Source organism: Pseudonocardia wallangbongensis (genome assembly GCF_054486945.1).
This window is the reverse complement of record NZ_JBRERS010000014.1, coordinates 154,826-172,292: the sequence shown is the minus strand read 5'-3', so window position 1 is coordinate 172,292 and position 17,467 is coordinate 154,826. Positions and strand designations below refer to the sequence as shown.

The window sequence follows — 17,467 nt, the reverse complement described above, 5'->3', positions numbered from 1 at the left end:
GCCGCGTCAGGGGTTCCCGTTCCGCGTGTCGGTCTGGTTCTGGTTCGGGCGGGGTAGCGGTCCGTGGCGCTCGTCCCGGGCCGGTCTGCGGTCGTGGTCACCGGCCGGGCTCCCGGTCGTCTGGGAGCGGGTGGAGGTTGTTGAGGGCGCCGGCGGAGTGTTCGTCGGCCTGCGGGTGCGGTGCGCCGGTTTCGATGGTCTCGTGGTCGGGCGCGGCGGGGATACGCACGGCCGAGGCGGCGTGGGTCGCGGGCCCGGTGGCGGTCAGAGTCCGTGTGGCGGTCAGCCGGTCGTCCAGCGTCCGGGTGTCGGCGTGTGCATGGGTGCGGGGCTGGGCGGCCGGGTCGGGCTCGCGATCGTCGACGCGGGCGCCGATCGCGGGGGTGAGGTGGGTTTCGCCGCCGGCGGGTAGGTCGCGTGGTGGTGAGCTGGCGGGGACGTGACCGTCGGCGGGGCGGGTCGGTGGTGGGTTTTGCACGGGGTCGGAACCTCCGATTCCGATCAATGCCCCGGCCGGTGTCTGGATCGTCGGCCGGGTCTGCCCCGCGTCTCACATTCGTCTCACAGACTGTGCGGACAGGGGCGGATGGGAGGCCCTGCCCTGGGACTACTCCCGACGTCAGGGGCGCAGGAGAGACCTGCTGGCGGCTTCCTCGCCCGCTGGGGGTCAAGGGGTCGCAGGTTCAAATCCTGTCGTCCCGACGGCGAGATGGGGAGTTTCCCCAGGTCAGGGCCTTGATTCACGCAAGTGGATCAAGGCCCTGATTCGTGTCCGAGGTGGGTCGTCTCACATTGGCTCACCGAGCTTGCCGCGCCAAGCGCTCTGAAGCCTGCTGATGCGTGATCGACTCGTCGCTCGTGAAGGATGCGCGTTTGTCGGTGTGGTCCGGCTCATCTGGGTCGGTTGCGCTGCCGCTACCTGGGCATTCGTGGGTTGTGGGCCACTGGGTCGATTTCCTGGTGCCCTCCGTGAGGCTGATCCCAGGACCTCGTGGATGCTCTCCCTGTCCGGTTCTGGCCGCGCGAGCTTGATGAGTTTGTGGGGGCGTCAAGTGCGTGGCGATCCATCGCGTCTGGAGCTGCGCGACCCCTTCGACCGATTTCATCCTCGCCGCGCGCTTCAGCTCACGGCGCCGCTGGTGACTACCGACCGTGCCATCGCTGCCAGCGGCGCCGCCGAGATCATTTTGATCAGCGCCGGCTATCGCCTCAGGTCGGACGCGGATCGCGGCAGTCGCAGCGATCGACCTTCCTTGCTCATGCGGACCATGACCTCGTAGGCGTGCTTGTCGGTGACGTCTCCGTCTGCGACCGCCATGCTGAGCAGGTCGATGGTCTCGTAGGTGGTGATGCCCTGGAACCGGGCGTACCGCAACGCCTCGCGATCGTCGGAGATCCACCACGAACCGGCGAACTCCGCCCACTCCTTGATCACAACGCAGGTCTCGGCCTCGCCGAGGTGCTGGAGTGGCTTGTCGTCCGTACCGCCGAACACTGCCCGGCGCACCCGGTTCACGCGCTGGACTTCGGCATCGGCGGTGATCTCAATCGGCTCGTCCAGCCACCCGGCGGCCGGCACGCCGGCGAGTGCCGGGAGGTACCGCGCGGATCTGCTCGCCTCGAAAGCCACGGCGGTCGTCCACCGTCCCCGTCCGTTCAGTAGAACCTGCAGCAGGTCGAGCCGATCCACGGCAGCGAAGTTGCACAGCACCGTATTGTCGGGGAAGAGGAACGTCGTCACGAGACGTCCATCGTCCCGTTTTCGACGTCGAGTGCCCGCCTGATCTCGTCGACGTCGACGCCGAGTAGGTTGGCGTAGGGGCGCAGTGTCGTCGCGCCCGCGTCGTACGCGGCGTAGGCATCCCGGGTGAGCAAACCTGGGGGGCGTTGTCTGTTCGCCTCGCTGACCTGCCGGGCGAAGTCCGGTCCTCGCTCGGCCAGTGATGCCGCCCGGCGCGCGGTGAGGCTGCGGAACCGGTCGCAGGTGCCGGCGTCAATGAGCCGGAGCGACTTCAAGCGGTACGCGAGCGCCGAGGGTGTGACGACCAGATCGCAGGCGAGCGCGGCGAAGGTCTGCTCCGTCAAGCCGGTGCCGCCGACGGCCGCGCGCAGCGTCGGCTCAGGCATCAGGAACGCGGCGGCGAACGCGTTCGCACGCAGCTCGCTGGGTGTCTTTCCCTGCGCCCGGTCGAAGACGTCCTCGTCGAGATGAACGCCCTGGTCGTCCCCGGCGAGCAGGTGTCCCAGCTCGTGGGCGAGGGTGAACCGCTGGCGGGTCGGCACCGCCGAGGTGGCCAGCACGATCAGCTTGACCTCATCCGAGGACGTTGCCAGCCCGTCGAACCCGCTGCCGAGGTCGAGTACGGCGACGTCGGCGCCGAACACTGCTTCCACTAGCCCGACGAGGTCTGTCTGGTCTGCCCCCTCGATCCGGGCCCGTGCGGCCATGGCGAGTTGGGTGCCCTGTTCGGTCCACCCGCTCGTACCGGCCGAGATCTCGAGCGGACGCCACGGTTGGGCGAAGCCGAGATCGGAGAGGTCCGAGCGCATCGTGGCGAGCCGGCGGGCCTCGTTCACAGCCCTGCGGGCGCTGCCCCCGGTGGTGCGGGCCGCGACGGCGAGCGGTGGCTGGTCGCCGGTGATCAGCCAGTCGACTGTGACCGAGGACAGATCGGCGATGCGCGCGAGATCGAGTGAGGAGAAGCGACGGCTGCCGCTGAGCGCCTTGGACAGCTTCGAGTCGTCCAGTCCGATCCGTACCGCGAAGTCGTGTTGGGTCAGCCCGGACTCCCTGATCAGATCACGCACACGGTCGGAGGTGCTGGGCATGGACGGGATGCTAGCAAGGAGGTTGCGAAAATCGCAACAATCCGGCACAGTGGCGCATCCGAGCGATGGATCTGTGACGCGCCGTGATCGTTGACGGTAGCCGGTACGTGATGGGGGAACGATGACGATCGCACTGGAGCGGGCCGACGCGCTGCCGCTGGCACCCGAGCCGGGCCAGATCGTCAATGTGCGCGGGTCCACCTGGGCCGTCGCCGACGTCCGGCGCCAGGGCCTGCCGCGCAGCCCCGCCGACGAGGGTACCGCCGGCCTCACCCATGTCGTGAGCCTGCAGTCGCTGGAGGAGGACCGTCTCGGCGAAGAGCTGGCCGTGGTCTGGGAGCTGGAGGTCGGGCACACCGTCGCGCCCGACCAGGGGCTCCCGGACGCCGTCAGCGCCGACGGCTTCGACGACCCCAACACTCTCGCCGCCTACGTCGACGCGGTGCGCTGGGGCGCGGTCACCTCGGCCGACGCCGACTCCTACCAGGCCCCGTTCCGCAGCGGCGCAAACGTCGAGGCCTACCAGCTCGAGCCGTTGCGCCGGGCCCTGCAGTCCTCGCGCACCAACCTGCTGCTGGCCGACGACGTGGGACTGGGCAAGACGATCGAGGCCGGCCTGGTCATCCAGGAGCTGCTGCTGCGTCACCGCGCCCGCTCGGTCGTGATCGTCTGCCCGCCGAGCCTGCGCCTGAAGTGGCAGGCCGAGATGCGCGACAAGTTCGGCCTCGACTTCGTTATCGTCGACAGCGAGCTGCTGGCCGAGACCCGCCGCAGCCACGGGCTCGCCGCCAACCCGTTCCGCCTGCACCCGCGGGTGATCGTCAGCATGGCGTGGCTGCCGTCGCTGCGGGCCCAGCGCCTGCTGCGCAGCGTGTACGCCGACGTGCGCGACACGAGCCTGGCACGCCGCTTCGCCTTCGACATCCTCGTGGTCGACGAGGCCCACCACGTCGCCCCGGCGAGCCCGAGCGCGGCGAGCGGCCACCGCGGCTACGCCGTGGACAGCGCCCGCACGACCGCCACTCGGGCTCTCGCCGAGCGTTGCGAGCACCGCCTGTTCCTGTCCGCCACCCCGCACAACGGCTACTCCGAGTCGTTCACCGCGCTGCTGGAGATGATCGACGGACGGCGGTTCAGCCGCGGCGCGATGCTCGACGAGACCGCGCTACGCGAGGTGACGGTGCGCCGGCTGAAGGGCGAGCTGACCGAGAAGGGCTTTCAGCCGCGCCGGATCGCCGCGCTGGACTTCACCCCGAGCGACGACGAGCAGGCGCGGTTCGCCACGCTCGACCGGATCCTCACCGAGAGCGCCCGCGCGAACGGCAAAGGCCGCTCGGGCGACATCGTGTCGCTGTTGCTCAAGAAGCGGTTCCTGTCGAGTCCGTGGTCGTTCGCCCGCACCCTGGAGCTGTACGAGCACGCGGCCACCGCCGGCGCCCTGCCCGATCTGGGCTGGGATGACGACGGGGACGACGAGTACTACCAGGAGGTGCTCGGCAGCCGGCAGTCGGACGAGGAGGAGGGCGACGTCGAGCACCCCGAGTTCACCGCCCTGCGACAGAGCAAGGCGTCCGACCCGCTGGTGTCCGCCACCGCACAGGAGATCAGCTCGCTCGTCGACTGGGGGCGCGGCTACGAGCACCGGCCCGACTCCCGGCTGGCCCGGCTGATCAAGTTCCTCGACGCCGTGTGCCGCCCGGACGGGAAGACGTGGACCAACGAGCGTGTCGTCGTGTTCACCGAGTACGCCGCCACGCTCGACTGGATCACGCGCGTGCTGTCGCAGCGGGGCTACCGCGACGTCCTCGGCGTGATCCAGGGCTCCACGCCTCCCGAGGACCGTGAGGACATCCGCGCCGCATTCACCTCGCCCGTCACCGAGCCCCCGGGCCGTACGGCGGTTCGGGTGCTGTTGGCTACCGACTCCGCGGGCGAGGGCATCGACCTGCAGGATCACTGTCACCGGCTGGTCAACTTCGACGTGCCGTTCAACCCGTCGCGCCTCGAGCAGCGGATCGGTCGCATCGACCGCTACGGGCAGGAGAAGATCCCGGAGATCTACCACTTCGCGCCCGACTCCACCTCGTCCACCTACGCCGCGGACATGGACTTCATGCGCCGCATCGCGGAGAAGGTCGGCACCGTCGCGCACGATCTCGGCTCGGTCAACCAGATCATCGACGCCGACGTGCAGGAGCACTTCGCCGGCCGCCCCCGCCGCGCCGCGAAAACAGCGCCGGAGAGCGGCAACGCCATCATCACCCGCGCGCTCGCCGGCGGGATGGAGCTCAACCGCCGGCTCACCGAGCTGTCGCAGACCTACGCCGAGCGCAAGATCGAGATGCACCTGACGCCCGGCAACGCGCGCCGCGTGGTGGACGCGGCGCTGGCGCTCACCGCGCAGCCGCCGCTGGAGGAGGTCGGCGACGCGGACACCGACGCTCAGGTGTTCGCCATCCCGGCCCTTGGTCCGGCGTGGCAGCCCGCACTGGACGGCCTCGCCACCCGCCTGGAACCGGACGTCCTGCGCCCGATCACCTTCGACGAGCGGGCCGCCGAGAAGCGGACCGATCTCGTGCACGTCCACCTGGGACACGCCCTGATGCGGCGCTCCACCCGACTGCTGCGCAGCGCGCTGTTCGGCGTCGAGTCCCCGGTGCACCGCGTCACCGCGGTGGTCGTCGACGGGTTGCCGCAGTCGTGCGTCGCCGCGGTGTCGCGGCTGGTGCTGGTCGGGCGGGGCGGGCTGCGGCTGCATGAGGAGGTGTTCCTGACCGGCATCCGGGTGCGTGGGCAGGCGATGGCGGAGGCGAAGGTGGAGGAGGTGCTCGATGCGGCACTCGACGCCGAGCACCTGACCCTCGCCGACGACGACGTGCGGGCCGTACTGGCCCAGGAGTGGAACGCCGACGGCTCCCGGCTGCGCACCCGGCTGCTGACGGCGATGACCCGAAAGGCAGAGGCCCGGCAGACGAAGGTCGCCGAGGCCCTGGAGGCGCGGCGCACGGCCGACGTCGCCCGGGCGCGGGAGATCTTCGGGGCGTTCCGGACGAACCTGCGCGACTCGCGCGAGCGGCTGACCGCCGAGATCCGTACTCAGGAAGAGATGCTGTTCACCGATGACCAGCAGAAGCAGCGCCGCCGCGACCTGGAGGCGATGCGCGACCGGCTGGAGAGCCTCGACGAGGAGGAACAGCGCGAGGTGGCGGCGATTACGGAACGCTACGCCGAGGTCAAGCCGCACGTGTCGGCGGCGGCCGTGGTGTTCGCACTGACCCCGCAGGACGCCCAGGCCGGGACGGTGGCCCGATGATGCGGCCCCAGATGAGACGGCAGGGCGAACGGCGCGCCCCGTCCACGGGCGACCTGCACCGGCAGTGGTTGGAGCTCGTCGACACCGACGGGCCGTTCCTCGCAGTCCCGGCCCTGAGCCGCGTCTACGGGAGCGGGATCCCGCAGCCCGACGCCGACGCGGTCGCCGCACTCAAGGACGCCAAGCCGGCGTTCGAGAAGGCCTGGGAGGCCTGGGACCGCCGGCGGAAGGCTCCGCTCGACGGATACCGGGCCGCCCGCGACACCTGGGTGCAGGTCGTGCTCCGCGACGTACTGGGTTGGTCGTCCGCCTACGGCCAGGCGTCGGCCGCGGCCGTGCGCTCGCCCGACCTCACGGTCGCGGTGACCGCCACCGGAGCGCTCATCCACGGCGACACCACCGGCGCGCTGGTGCTCGTCGTCGATCCCGTCGACTCGCTGCGGGACCCGCTCACCGACGGCTGGGCCACCAGCCCGATCGACCGCATGGAGGAGCTGCTGCGGGCCGCATCGGTGCCGATCGGGGTGGTCACCGACGGTCGGTGGTGGGCGATCGTCAGCGCCCGGCCGGAGACGATGGTGGCCTCCGGCATCGTCGACGCGCAGACGTGGGTGGAGGAGCCGGCCACCCGCAACGCGTTCATCGAGCTGCTCTCGCGCCGCCGCCTGGTCGCGGGCCGGCCCGAGGACCGGCTGACCTTGATGTTCAAGGAGTCGGTCGCCGCCGCGGAGGAGATCACGGAGGCGCTCGGCGTGCAGGTCCGCCGCGCGGTCGAGCTGCTGGTGCAGGCATTGTCAGAGGCAGCGCTGGACGCGCGCGATCGCGGCGAGCCGGACCCGCTTCCCGGAAACCGGCCGCAGGTGTACGAGGCAGCCGTGACGGTGATGATGCGGGTGGTTTTCCTGCTGTTCGCCGAGGAGCGCGGGCTGTTGCCGCAGGGCCGGCTGTTCGCCGCGGGCTACGGCATCAGCAATGAGCTTGAGGCACTTACAAAGCGCAAGGACGCGGAGAATGCCGAGGCTCTCGACGCGACGCATTTGACTTGGCATCGGCTTCTCGCCACCTCGCTGGCGCTCTACCGCGGAGCCTCATTCGAGGATCTTCGGTTGCCGTCCTACGGCGGATCGCTGTTCGATCCCGACCGGTTCGCGTTCCTCACCGCACGCAGCGAGCGTGGCCCATTGGCGGTCACGGTCAGCGACCGCGTGATGCTGGAGGTGCTCGGCGCAGTGCAAGTTGCCCGGCTGAAGGGCCAACCTGCGCGGCAGATCTCCTTCCGCGACATCGACGTCGAGCAGATCGGCTACATCTACGAAGGCCTGCTTGGCTACTCGTGCGTCGACGTCGACGAGGTCACCGTCGGGCTTATCGGCAAGCCTGGCGAGGAGCCCGAACTGCCGCTCGCCGAACTGGAGGATCTCGCCGAGCGGCATCTCGACCCGGCGAAGCGGGCCGACGCGATCCTAGCCGCGGTCAAGGCGAGCCAGCCCGCGGCCTCGCTGGTGTCGAAGTCGGCGCTGACCAAGGCGATCCGCACCAACGACGAGATCGAGGACGCCGACCGGGCCTTGCGGGCGGTGGCCACGTCTCCGGGCCTCCGCGAGCGGCTGCGGCCCTTCGTCGGGATCATTCGCCGCGACCTACGCAACCGCCCCCTGGTCGTGCAGCCCGGCGGGCTGGTGGTGGTGGAGACGCCGTCCCGTGCTACCGCCGGCGCGCATTACACGCCTCGCTCGCTGGCTACCGAAGTGGTGGAGCACGCTCTGCAGCCTCTGGTGTTCCATCCCGGCTCGTACCAGAAGCCCAACTCGACTGATTGGACGCCCCTGAAGTCGTGGCAGATCCTCGACCTGAAGGTCGTCGACATCGCCTGTGGCTCCGGCGCGTTCCTCGTGGCCGCCGCCCGCTATCTCGCCGACCGGCTGGTGGAGGCCTATCTGCGGGAGGGAGTGGCAACCGGCGCACCGCATGAGCAGCGCGTGCGCGCGATACGCGAGGTGGTGGCGAACTGCCTCTACGGCGCAGACATCAACGCCATGGCCGTGGAGATGTGCAAGCTCTCCCTCTGGCTCGTGTCGCTGGATCCGAAGCTCCCGTTCTCCTTCGTCGACGACAAGGTGCTGCACGGCAACTCCCTGCTCGGCCTCACCAGCGAGGACCAGCTGAAGTTCCAGCACATCGATCCCGCCGTTGCGAGCGGTCGGATGCCGCTGTCGGCGCTCGACGTCGATGACGTGCTGGCCAAGGCGGTGAAGCTGCGGCGGCGCCTCGCCACGGAGGTCGACGATGCCGACCCGCAGCGTTCCGCAGCCACAAAGCGGCGGCAGTGGCGTGAGTACCAGGAGCTGACGGAACAGCTCGTCGACGTCGCGGACGGAGTAGTGGCGGCCGGGCTGCGTTGGGGTGGCAAACCGGGAAAGGCGTTGCGCGAGGCGTACGAGAACCTGCAAATCGCAGTCGGCCAGGCCCACCCCGGCGACGGGTCGGATCCGGACCGGACGATGCTTGACGGCATACTCGACGCCGGTCTCACCCCGACTGTGGAGACCGACTATGGGCGCTGGCGTCCGCTCCACTGGATCCTCGCGGTTCCGGACGTGATGGACAGGGGTGGATTTGATGCGGTCATTGGCAACCCGCCGTTCCTCGGCGGTCAGAAGCTCACCGGTGCGCTCGGAACCGGTGTGCGCGACTGGCTTGTCAACGTGGTGGCGGGCGGACAGAAGGGCAGCGCGGATCTGGTCGCGTACTTCTTCCTCCGTGCGACCTCGCTGCTGACCGACAGGGGCGCGCTCGGGCTCATCGCGACGAACACCTTGGCTCAGGGCGACACTCGCGAGGTTGGTCTCGACCGCATGGTCGCCGCAGGCTTCACTCTTACCCGCGCCATTCAGAGCCGGTCTTGGCCGGCTGCGAGTGCAAACCTGGAGTTCGCCGCAGCCTGGGGTACGCGGGGAGAGGTTGCCCCGGATGCGCTCCGCGTGGCCGACGACGTGGTGGTGGCGCGGATCTCCACGCTGCTGGAGGCCGAGGGTCGGGTCGAGGGCAACGCGATCCGCCTCGCGGAGAATGCCGGCATCGCGTTTCAGGGTTGCATCGTGCTCGGCATGGGGTTCGTGCTCGAACCCGAGGAGGCCGCGGAGTGGATCGAGGCTGACCCGCATAACGAAGAGGTGCTGTTTCCCTACCTGAACGGCGAGAATCTCAACTCCAGGCCGGACGCGTCACCGTCGCGCTGGGTCATCGACTTCAACGACCGCTCTGAAGACGCAGCCGCGAAGTATCACCTGCCCTTCGAGCGAGTGAGGGTGCAGGTCAAGTCCGAGCGTCAGAAGGTGAACCGCAAGGCATTGCGCGATAGATGGTGGCAATACGCTGAAAAGCGGCCAGGAATGCGTCGAGCGATCGCCGGGTTCGACGAGGTGGTGGTCATCGCCCGCGTTAGCAAGACGGTCATGCCCGTTCGCGTCGCGAATGATCAGGTCTTCCACGAGAAGCTGGTGGTCTTCGCTACGGATCTGCACGCCGATCAGGCAATCCTGTCGTCGAGCCCGCATCAGACGTGGGCGATCAGGTACGGCACCACCATGAGGGTCGATCCGACCTACACACCGTCGGTCGTCTTCGAGACCTTCCCTCGCCCAAGGCCGACTGATCGCCTCGGCGAGGTCGGCAAGAGCCTCGACACCGAGCGTCGGGAGATTATGCTCCGACGAAACCTTGGGCTGACCAAGCTCTACAACCTCGTCAACGACCCAGATATATCCGACTCTGTCGACCTCGACGTGGCCCGCCTGCGCCAGATCCACGTCGAGCTCGACGAAGCTGTGATGGCCGCCTACGGCTGGGACGACGTCCCGCTGGACCATAGCTTCCACATCTACCGACAGATGCGCCGCTGGACGGTCAGCCCGACGGCGCGGGTCGAGATCCTCGACCGGCTGTTGGAGGAAAACTACCGCCGCGCTGCCGCGCACGGCGAGGCGCCTCCCCCGGCTGAGGCCGAGGAAACCGAGGGTGAGGACGAATGAGCACTTCGATCCCCAAGACGGTGGTCCGGCGCGAGGAGCGGCCGCCGTTCGGGCTCGCCCACGAGCCGGACGGCCGGTCGTGGACCGCCCGGGAGAACTTGTCCGACATCCTTGAACGCGAACTTCTCGGCCCGGCCAATGGTCCGCGGGAACTTCTTACTGGCTCGCCCGATTCGGCCTATCTCATCGGCCGGATTGCCCCGGCTCGGCTCACGGCCGGCCGCGACGACCCCACCACCGCCGACGACCCGGAGGCCGCCACCGACGTAGGCGACGCCGTCGACGCCGACGAGGGCCGGGGCGTGCCGGTCACCGCAGTCGACGACGGCACCGCATCGGCCGACGAGGATTCGGCTGAGGACCAGCCGCAGCAGCGGGGGCTGATGATCCCCGCGTCGATGGGGTTGCGCTTCCAGATCCCCACCGACCTCGACACGTTCACCGTGCTCGCCACCTGGGGTACCTACAAGTCGGTGGCCGACGAACATTCCGACTCGCCGCGGGCGCGCAAGTACCAGCGCACACCGATGGAGTTCCCCACGACGGTGCGGGTCGCCGACCTCGTCCCCGGCACGACGAAGACCTACGTGCTGCACGACAAGGTCGTGCTGCGCGTCGACCGCTACGACGACGCCGACCGCGGCTGCCGCATGATCGAGGTGGCGCTGTGCAACGACAAGGTGACGCCGCGGAAGATCCCCGTCGACGCCTGGCTCTACCAGACCAGGCTGACCGTCGACGCCGGCGGCGCGGAGGTGTTCCTGCCGGTCACTGACGCGCTGCTTGACGCCCGTGACGAGCGCGACGACGAGCTGCGGCGGCTGCGGCTGCAGTACCGCGACCGCCTGGAGTTCGCGCTGGGCCGCACGTGCTCGGTCGACTGGGCCGTCGGCCCTGAGAAGCGGCGGGCCACCTCGGTGTGGACCACCTGGCTGCCGACGTCCGAAACCCCGCAGACCACGGCCGAGGAGGTTGAGGCTGCGCTGCTGGACATGGAGGAACTCGCCACGGCCGACCGAGGCGCCCTCGAAGCCGGGCTGACGCCGATCATCACCGGCTACCGGGAGTGGCTCGACGGCGAGGAGCAGCGCGCGGCCGATCTGCCCGAGCACCTACGCGACGAGGCCCACGACGCCGTGACCGAGGCGCGCCAGGTCGCCCAGCAGCTCGCCGACGGCCTCGCGCACCTCCTCGACGCCACCGACGACGAGCCGCTGCGCTGCTTCCGGTTCATGAACCGGGTGATGGCCGACCAGCGCATTCAGACCCAGGTCGCCGAACTGCGCGCCAAGAACCCGACGCTGGACATCGCCGCCGCCCGCGCCGCGGTCCTCGACGACAAGGGCGCCCGCGCCCACTCATGGCGCACCTTCCAGCTCGCGTTCATCCTCGCCCAGCTCCCGATGCTCACCGACCCGGCCACGCCCAAGCGCTCCGACGGCAACATGGCTCGGGCCCAGCTGCTGTTCTTCCCCACCGGCGGTGGCAAGACCGAGGCTTACCTCGGGCTCGCGGCGTACACGTTCGCGGTCCGTCGCCGCCAGGGCGTCGTCGACACCCCCGACGGCACGCTCGACGGCCGCGACGGCGTCGCCGTGTTGATGCGCTACACGCTGCGGCTGCTCACCTCGCAGCAGTTCCAGCGCGCCACCGCGCTCGTCTGCGCCGCCGAGCTGGCCCGGCAGAAGGACCCGGCCACCTGGGGGAAAGAGCCGTTTCGGATCGGGCTGTGGGTCGGCACGGATGTCAGCCCGAAGTGGTGGGAGGAGGCCGACAAGCAGCTCAAGAGCGTCAACGAGGGCCGCGGGCACCGGCTCACCGTGCTGCAGATCCAGCGCTGCCCGTGGTGCGGCAGCCGCATCACCGCTCGCGACATCCAGGCCGCCGCCTCGGAACGACGCGTGTACGTGCGGTGCGGCGACGACCTGGCCGGATGCCCGTTCGCCGAGGGCGGGACGGTCGAGGAAGGTCTGCCCGTCCTCACCATCGACGAGGAGATCTACCGGCTCGCCCCGGCGTTCGTCATCGCCACGGTGGACAAGTTCGCCCGGCTGGCTCGCGAGGGCGCGGCGGCCGCGCTGTTCGGGTTCGTCAACCGGCGCTGCGGGCGCCACGGCTACGTCCATCCCGACTACCGCTTCTGCGATATCAAGGACGGCAGCAAGCACCCCAAGGGCAAGGACGGGGCGCCGCCTGCGACGGTTCGGCCGGTGGGCCGGCTCCGCCCCCCGGACCTGATCATTCAGGACGAGCTGCACCTCATCACCGGTGCGCTGGGTACCACGGTGGGGCTGTTCGAGGTGGCCGTCGACGTTCTCACCTCCTGGCGCGAAAAGGAAGGACGCCCGATACGGCCGTTGCTTGTGGCGTCGACGGCCACCGCCCGCAACGCCCCCGATCAGGTCCGTGCCCTGTACGGCAGGCACGTCACGATCTTCCCGCCGCAGGTGCTCGACGCCGGCCGCACGTTCTTCTCGAAGGACGCGCCGGTGTCTGAGGAGTTCCCCGGCCGGCGCTACGTGGGGATCAGCACCACCGGGGTTCGCCTGACCACCGCGGAGATCCGGGTCGCCGAGATCCTGATGGCGGGCGCGCAACTGCTGCTCGACCGGTCCGGGCGGGCTGCCGACCCCTACATGACGCTCGTCGGCTACTTCAGCGCGATCCGGGAGCTGGCCGGTATGGCCCGCTACCTCGGCGACGACGTGCAGACCGCGCTGGCCAAGCGTCGACCGTGGTCGCTGCTTCCGAGCCGTTCGGGAACCGACTACGGCAACCTGCACACCGCCGAGCTGACCTCGCGGGTGGCCAGCGCCGACATCACCGGGACACTCGACCAGATGGCCGTCGAGTTCGATCCCGCGTTCGACTCGGCGGACGGGAAGCGCGAGCTTCGCGACTTGCGCGAGGCGGGCAAGGCGGTGCCGAAGCGGGATACCAACCCGTTCGACGCGGTGCTGGCCACGTCGATGCTCCAGGTCGGCGTCGACGTCACCCGGCTCGGGCTGATGCTCGTCGTCGGGCAGCCCAAGAACACCGCGGAGTACATCCAGGCGTCCTCGCGCGTGGGGCGGGATCCGGGTCGGCCGGGTTTGGTGGTCAGCCTCGGTAACTGGGCGCGCCCGCGCGACCTCGCACACTTCGAGCAGTTCCGGCACTACCACGAGACGTTCTACCGCCAGGTCGAGGCACTGTCGGTGACGCCGTTCTCCGTGACGTCGCTGGAGCGTGGCCTCGACGGGGTTCTCGTCAGCGCGGCGCGGGTGCAGCACGCGATCGTCACTGACGGGCTCTCGCCGGAGCAGTCCGCAGGCCGGATCGACGACGAGCGCGACGCCGTCGTCAAAATGATCGACGCGCTGGTCGAGCGCACGAGATTGGCCTCGGACGACGACGGCGCCGAACGCGCCCGCCAGCACCTGACGAACCGCCTCGACCAGTGGAGCAAGCGGCGGGCCTACCTGAAGAGCCTGTCCAAGGCGCTGGCCTACGAGCGCACCCCCGACGAGGCGCACCAGGGCCCACTGATGACGAGTCCCGAGATGGCTCGCGCGATGGCGACCAGCAAGGACGCGGCTCCGTTCGTGGTGGCCAACTCCATGCGCGAGGTGCAGCCGGAGATCAACCTCCTCGTCAGCCCGATCACGGAGAACCTGGTTTACGTGGCCCCGCCCGGCTCGCCGACCTGGAAGATGCCGGAGGAGGACTGATGACAACCACTGAGGGCCGATTCCACTACGACCCTGCCTCGCCGGTCGACCCGCTCGGTGACGCCGATCAGGAGGCCGAGAAGGGCACCAAGCACAACCGCGCCAAGGTGGGGTCGGGGCGACCGTCGTCGCTGCTCTACACCTATGGCCCCGGGGCGATCATGGATCTGCCCCAGTTCACGGTCATGCCCGCAGGCCTCGACGACTGGGACCGGATCTGGCGCCGCCGCGACGGCATCCCCCAGATCCGCGCTCCGCGGCTGCGCGACGTGGTCCGCATGCTGCTGCGCTCGCCCGATGTTCAGCTGCGGCCCCACCCGTGGCAACCGAAGAAGAACGTGCATTCCACCGAGGGCAGCGACCTGGGCGTGCCGGCCCGGGTGTTCCCGCAATGGCTGCGCTGCACCGGCTGCGACATGCTCGCCGGCCTCGCTCAGTTCGACTACCGCAACACCCACCCCTTTCGGACCGATCTCGCCGGCTTCGAGCACGCGAAGTGCACCGGGCGCCCGGGACGCAACGGCCACGGGGGGCGCAAGGCGGCCCGTCGCCCGGCCGTGCCCGCCCGCTACCTGCTGGCCTGCGTCGATGGCCACCTCGACGAGTTCCCCTACGACCAGTGGGTCCATCACGGCCAGGCCTGTGCGCAGGCGGAGTTCCCGGCACTGCGGATGGTCGACCGCACCGTCGGCAAGGGCGCGTCCGCGGTCATCGAATGCGCATCCTGTGGGTTGCGCCGCCCGATGAACGAGGCCCAGGGCGAGGTCGGCCGGGCGAAGTTGCCGGACTGCCGTGGCCGTCACCCGCACCTCGACGCATTCGACGTGAATGGATGCAAGAACAAGACCAAGCTGATCCTGGTCGGGGCGTCAAATCTGTGGTTCCCGGCGACCCAGTCGGTGATCGTGATGCCCGAGTCGAAGGCCGAGCGTGCCGCGGACGTCGCCGACGAGATCCGTCTCGCCCTGGGCGACAAGCTCGCGAAGTACCGCGACGACCTGGACACACTGCGGGACGTGTTGGAGGGTCGGGTCGACGTGACCGAGCTGTCCGACGCGCAGCTGTTCGACGCCGTCGAGGCGGCAATCGCTCCTCCGGTCAGCCCCGAGGAGCAGGAGGAGCAGATCCGGGACTGGGATCCGGTCGAACTGCTCGTCCCCGAGTGGGACTACCTGCAGCGTGACCCCATCGGTCCCCACCAGGAGGACCCGGCGAGCGGGCTGACCCTCTCGATGATGGAGCGCGGCCCGGATCTACCGGCCTCGATCACCCGCGTGCTGGCCGTCGAGCGGTTGCGTAAGGTCAACGCGCTGGTCGGCTTCACCCGCATCGACGACATGGACCGCGTCGGCGACTTGCCCCGGCGGCTCGCCCCGCTCACCCGGACCGACCGCCCGACGTGGACCGTTGCCACCGAGGACCGCGGCGAGGGCATCTTCCTGCAGCTCGACGGCGACGCCGTCGCGGCGTGGGAGAGCCGGATCCTCTCGACCCCACTATGGGAGGACCATCGGGACGCGCACCGCCGCAACTTCGAGCGCCGGTTCTCCGAGACCGCCGAGACGGTCCATCCCGATACTCGGCTCAAGCCGCCGCGCTACTGGCTGGTGCACACCCTTGCCCACGTCCTGATCCGTGAGCTGGCGATGACCTGCGGCTACTCCGCGGCGAGCCTGTCGGAGCGGCTCTACGCCTGGCCGGCGGCGCCCGGGCGGGCCGCCGCGGCAGGGTTGCTGATCTGCACGACCGCGTCCGACAGCGACGGCACGCTCGGCGGGCTCGTGCAGCTCAGCACCCCGGACCGGCTGGAACGGGTCGTCTCCGCTGCCCTGTACCGGGCCGAGCGCTGCTCGTCCGACCCGATCTGCGCGATGCGCACCCCTCAGAACCCGGAGGACTTCCTGCACGGTGCGGCCTGCCACTGCTGCGTGATGGCGTCGGAGACCTCGTGCGAGAAGGCCAACCGCTTCCTCGACCGCCGGTTCCTCCTCAATCTTCCGGGGAGCGATGTTGGGTTCTTCTCACCCGTCCGCTGAGGCGGCCCGGGAGCTGGGCCGCCTGCTCACGGGCACGGAGGCGAAGGAGATCGCGGACCGGCTGGCCGACGGTGACACGGTCACCGCGGCGCTCAGAGCCGTGGGCGCCGGGCGGCGCCCACCCCTGCGGGTGCTGCTCGCCCCGGATCCTGTCGCGTTCGTCCGCGACCAGGCGGTGGCCGTCCTGCGGGGGATCGAGGGCGCCCGCTCGACCACCACGGCGATCGACCCCTTGTGGACGATGCCCGGCCACCTCGCCCGGAGCGGGCCGCTGACGAGTTCGGTTGCGCGCCTCGTCGACAGCGCCCGCCAGTCCGTCACCTGCTCCACCTTCAACTTCCAGCGCAGCTCCGCGCTGTGGACCGCCCTCCGCACGGCGGCGCTGCGGCCGGAGATCGCGGTCCGCGTCTACGTCGACCGGAAGGCAGCCGGCCATGCCTCGGCACCTAGCACCGGGGAAGTGGCGGCCCACCTGCGTCCCGGGGTGGTCATGCACACCAAGGAATTCGACGGCGGCTACGTCCGCAACCACGCGAAGTTCCTCGCCGTCGATCATCGCTTCCTGCTCGTGACCAGCGCGAACTTCTCGTGGAGCGCAGAACACGGCAACGTCGAGCTGGGTGTGCTGGCCGACAACACGAACCTCGCGCAGGCGGTCGAGTCCGAGATGCGGCGGGCCGAGGACGCCATCTACGAACGGGTGCTGCCCACACCGGGACCGCGCCGATGAACGATGGCGTGGAGTCGGCGACTCCGGTCGGGCCGCAGTGGATTCGGCCCGGGCTGCGCGTCGGCGAGGGCCAGGATCCTTTGGGCTACCTGTCGATGACCCAGGACCGCTATTTGCCCTGGCTGATACCCGGGATCCTCGAACTGTCCTCCGTCGCCCGGTACTTCGCCTTCCATGCCTTCCTCCTCGACGAGTACCGCGAGCGGGCGCTGCCGGCGAGCATGGCGGAGCTGGGTCGCTTCATCCGGGCGAGCGAGTGGGACCTGGGGCTTGCGGTTGAGCGCTGCCCACGCTCATGTCGGTACAGCCCGGTCGGGGCGCGGCGGCTCCGTGCGGTGTCGAACGACCTGGCGACACTGCCGCGTGGTGAGTCGGTACAGCAGGCGCTCGGCGGGTACGGCCTCTACTACCGGTCACCGATGATCACCCTGGGTCTCGTCGCTCGCGCCGGGACCATGCTGGGCGATGAACCGACGCCGATCGACGTCCTCCGGCCCGGCTCCACCCGGGCTCGGCGGGTTGTTGCCGAGTACCGCGACGCGGTGAGGGACACGGAGTACGTCCGCCGCTTCCTCGGTGGTGACGAACCGCTTCCGGCCGCGGTCGTCGAGGAGTACGCCGAACGCGCCTGCCTGTGCCGCCTCCTTGACCGCCCGACGGAGCAGGCGGCCTTACACGACGCGCTGTTCACCGGCGAGCCGAGCGCCGACGCTGAGGACGACACGCTGCCAAGGCGCCGCGCCTCCGTGGCGCACTTCCTGAGCCTCGTGGATTCGACCGCGGACGTCGTCGTCGAGGTCGGCGAGTTCCGGCATCAG

General features: G+C 69.8%; 8 protein-coding genes. 5 read left to right on the top strand and 3 right to left on the bottom strand.

Annotated elements, in window-relative coordinates:
• Positions 1-97 precede the first annotated feature (97 nt).
• The 3 genes from ACU436_RS35825 to ACU436_RS35815 form a co-directional block, all read right to left on the bottom strand.
• A complete protein-coding gene (locus ACU436_RS35825; RefSeq protein WP_459031520.1) occupies positions 98-478 on the bottom strand; it encodes a hypothetical protein in 381 nt (126 codons plus the stop codon).
• A gap of 723 nt (positions 479-1,201) precedes the next feature.
• Positions 1,202-1,579: a hypothetical protein gene (locus ACU436_RS35820; protein ID WP_459031519.1), complete on the bottom strand. Its 378-nt coding sequence runs from the start codon at positions 1,577-1,579 to the stop codon at positions 1,202-1,204.
• Positions 1,580-1,737: 158 nt separating this feature from the next.
• Positions 1,738-2,829, bottom strand: a complete 1,092-nt coding sequence (locus ACU436_RS35815; RefSeq protein WP_459031518.1) for a helix-turn-helix domain-containing protein — start codon at positions 2,827-2,829, stop codon at positions 1,738-1,740.
• A gap of 121 nt (positions 2,830-2,950) precedes the next feature.
• Between ACU436_RS35815 and drmD the strand changes: the two genes are divergently transcribed.
• Genes drmD through drmC form a run of 5 tightly spaced genes read left to right on the top strand, consistent with a single transcriptional unit; the run spans position 2,951 to position 16,649 of the window.
• Positions 2,951-6,142, top strand: a complete 3,192-nt coding sequence (drmD, locus tag ACU436_RS35810) for a DISARM system SNF2-like helicase DrmD (protein ID WP_459031517.1) — start codon at positions 2,951-2,953, stop codon at positions 6,140-6,142.
• Entirely contained in the window at positions 6,139-10,173 is a 4,035-nt protein-coding gene (locus ACU436_RS35805; protein ID WP_459031516.1) for an Eco57I restriction-modification methylase domain-containing protein, read from the top strand. Before drmD ends, ACU436_RS35805 begins: the two co-directional genes overlap by 4 nt.
• Positions 10,170-13,883: a DISARM system helicase DrmA gene (gene drmA / locus ACU436_RS35800; RefSeq protein WP_459031515.1), complete on the top strand. Its 3,714-nt coding sequence runs from the start codon at positions 10,170-10,172 to the stop codon at positions 13,881-13,883. Before ACU436_RS35805 ends, drmA begins: the two co-directional genes overlap by 4 nt.
• Positions 13,883-15,919, top strand: a complete 2,037-nt coding sequence (drmB, locus tag ACU436_RS35795; protein ID WP_459031514.1) for a DrmB family protein — start codon at positions 13,883-13,885, stop codon at positions 15,917-15,919. Before drmA ends, drmB begins: the two co-directional genes overlap by 1 nt.
• Complete coding sequence (gene drmC / locus ACU436_RS35790; protein ID WP_459031513.1) at positions 15,891-16,649, top strand: DISARM system phospholipase D-like protein DrmC; 759 nt, start codon at positions 15,891-15,893, stop codon at positions 16,647-16,649. The genes drmB and drmC overlap by 29 nt, the downstream gene beginning before the upstream one ends.
• Positions 16,650-17,467: the final 818 nt, after the last annotated feature.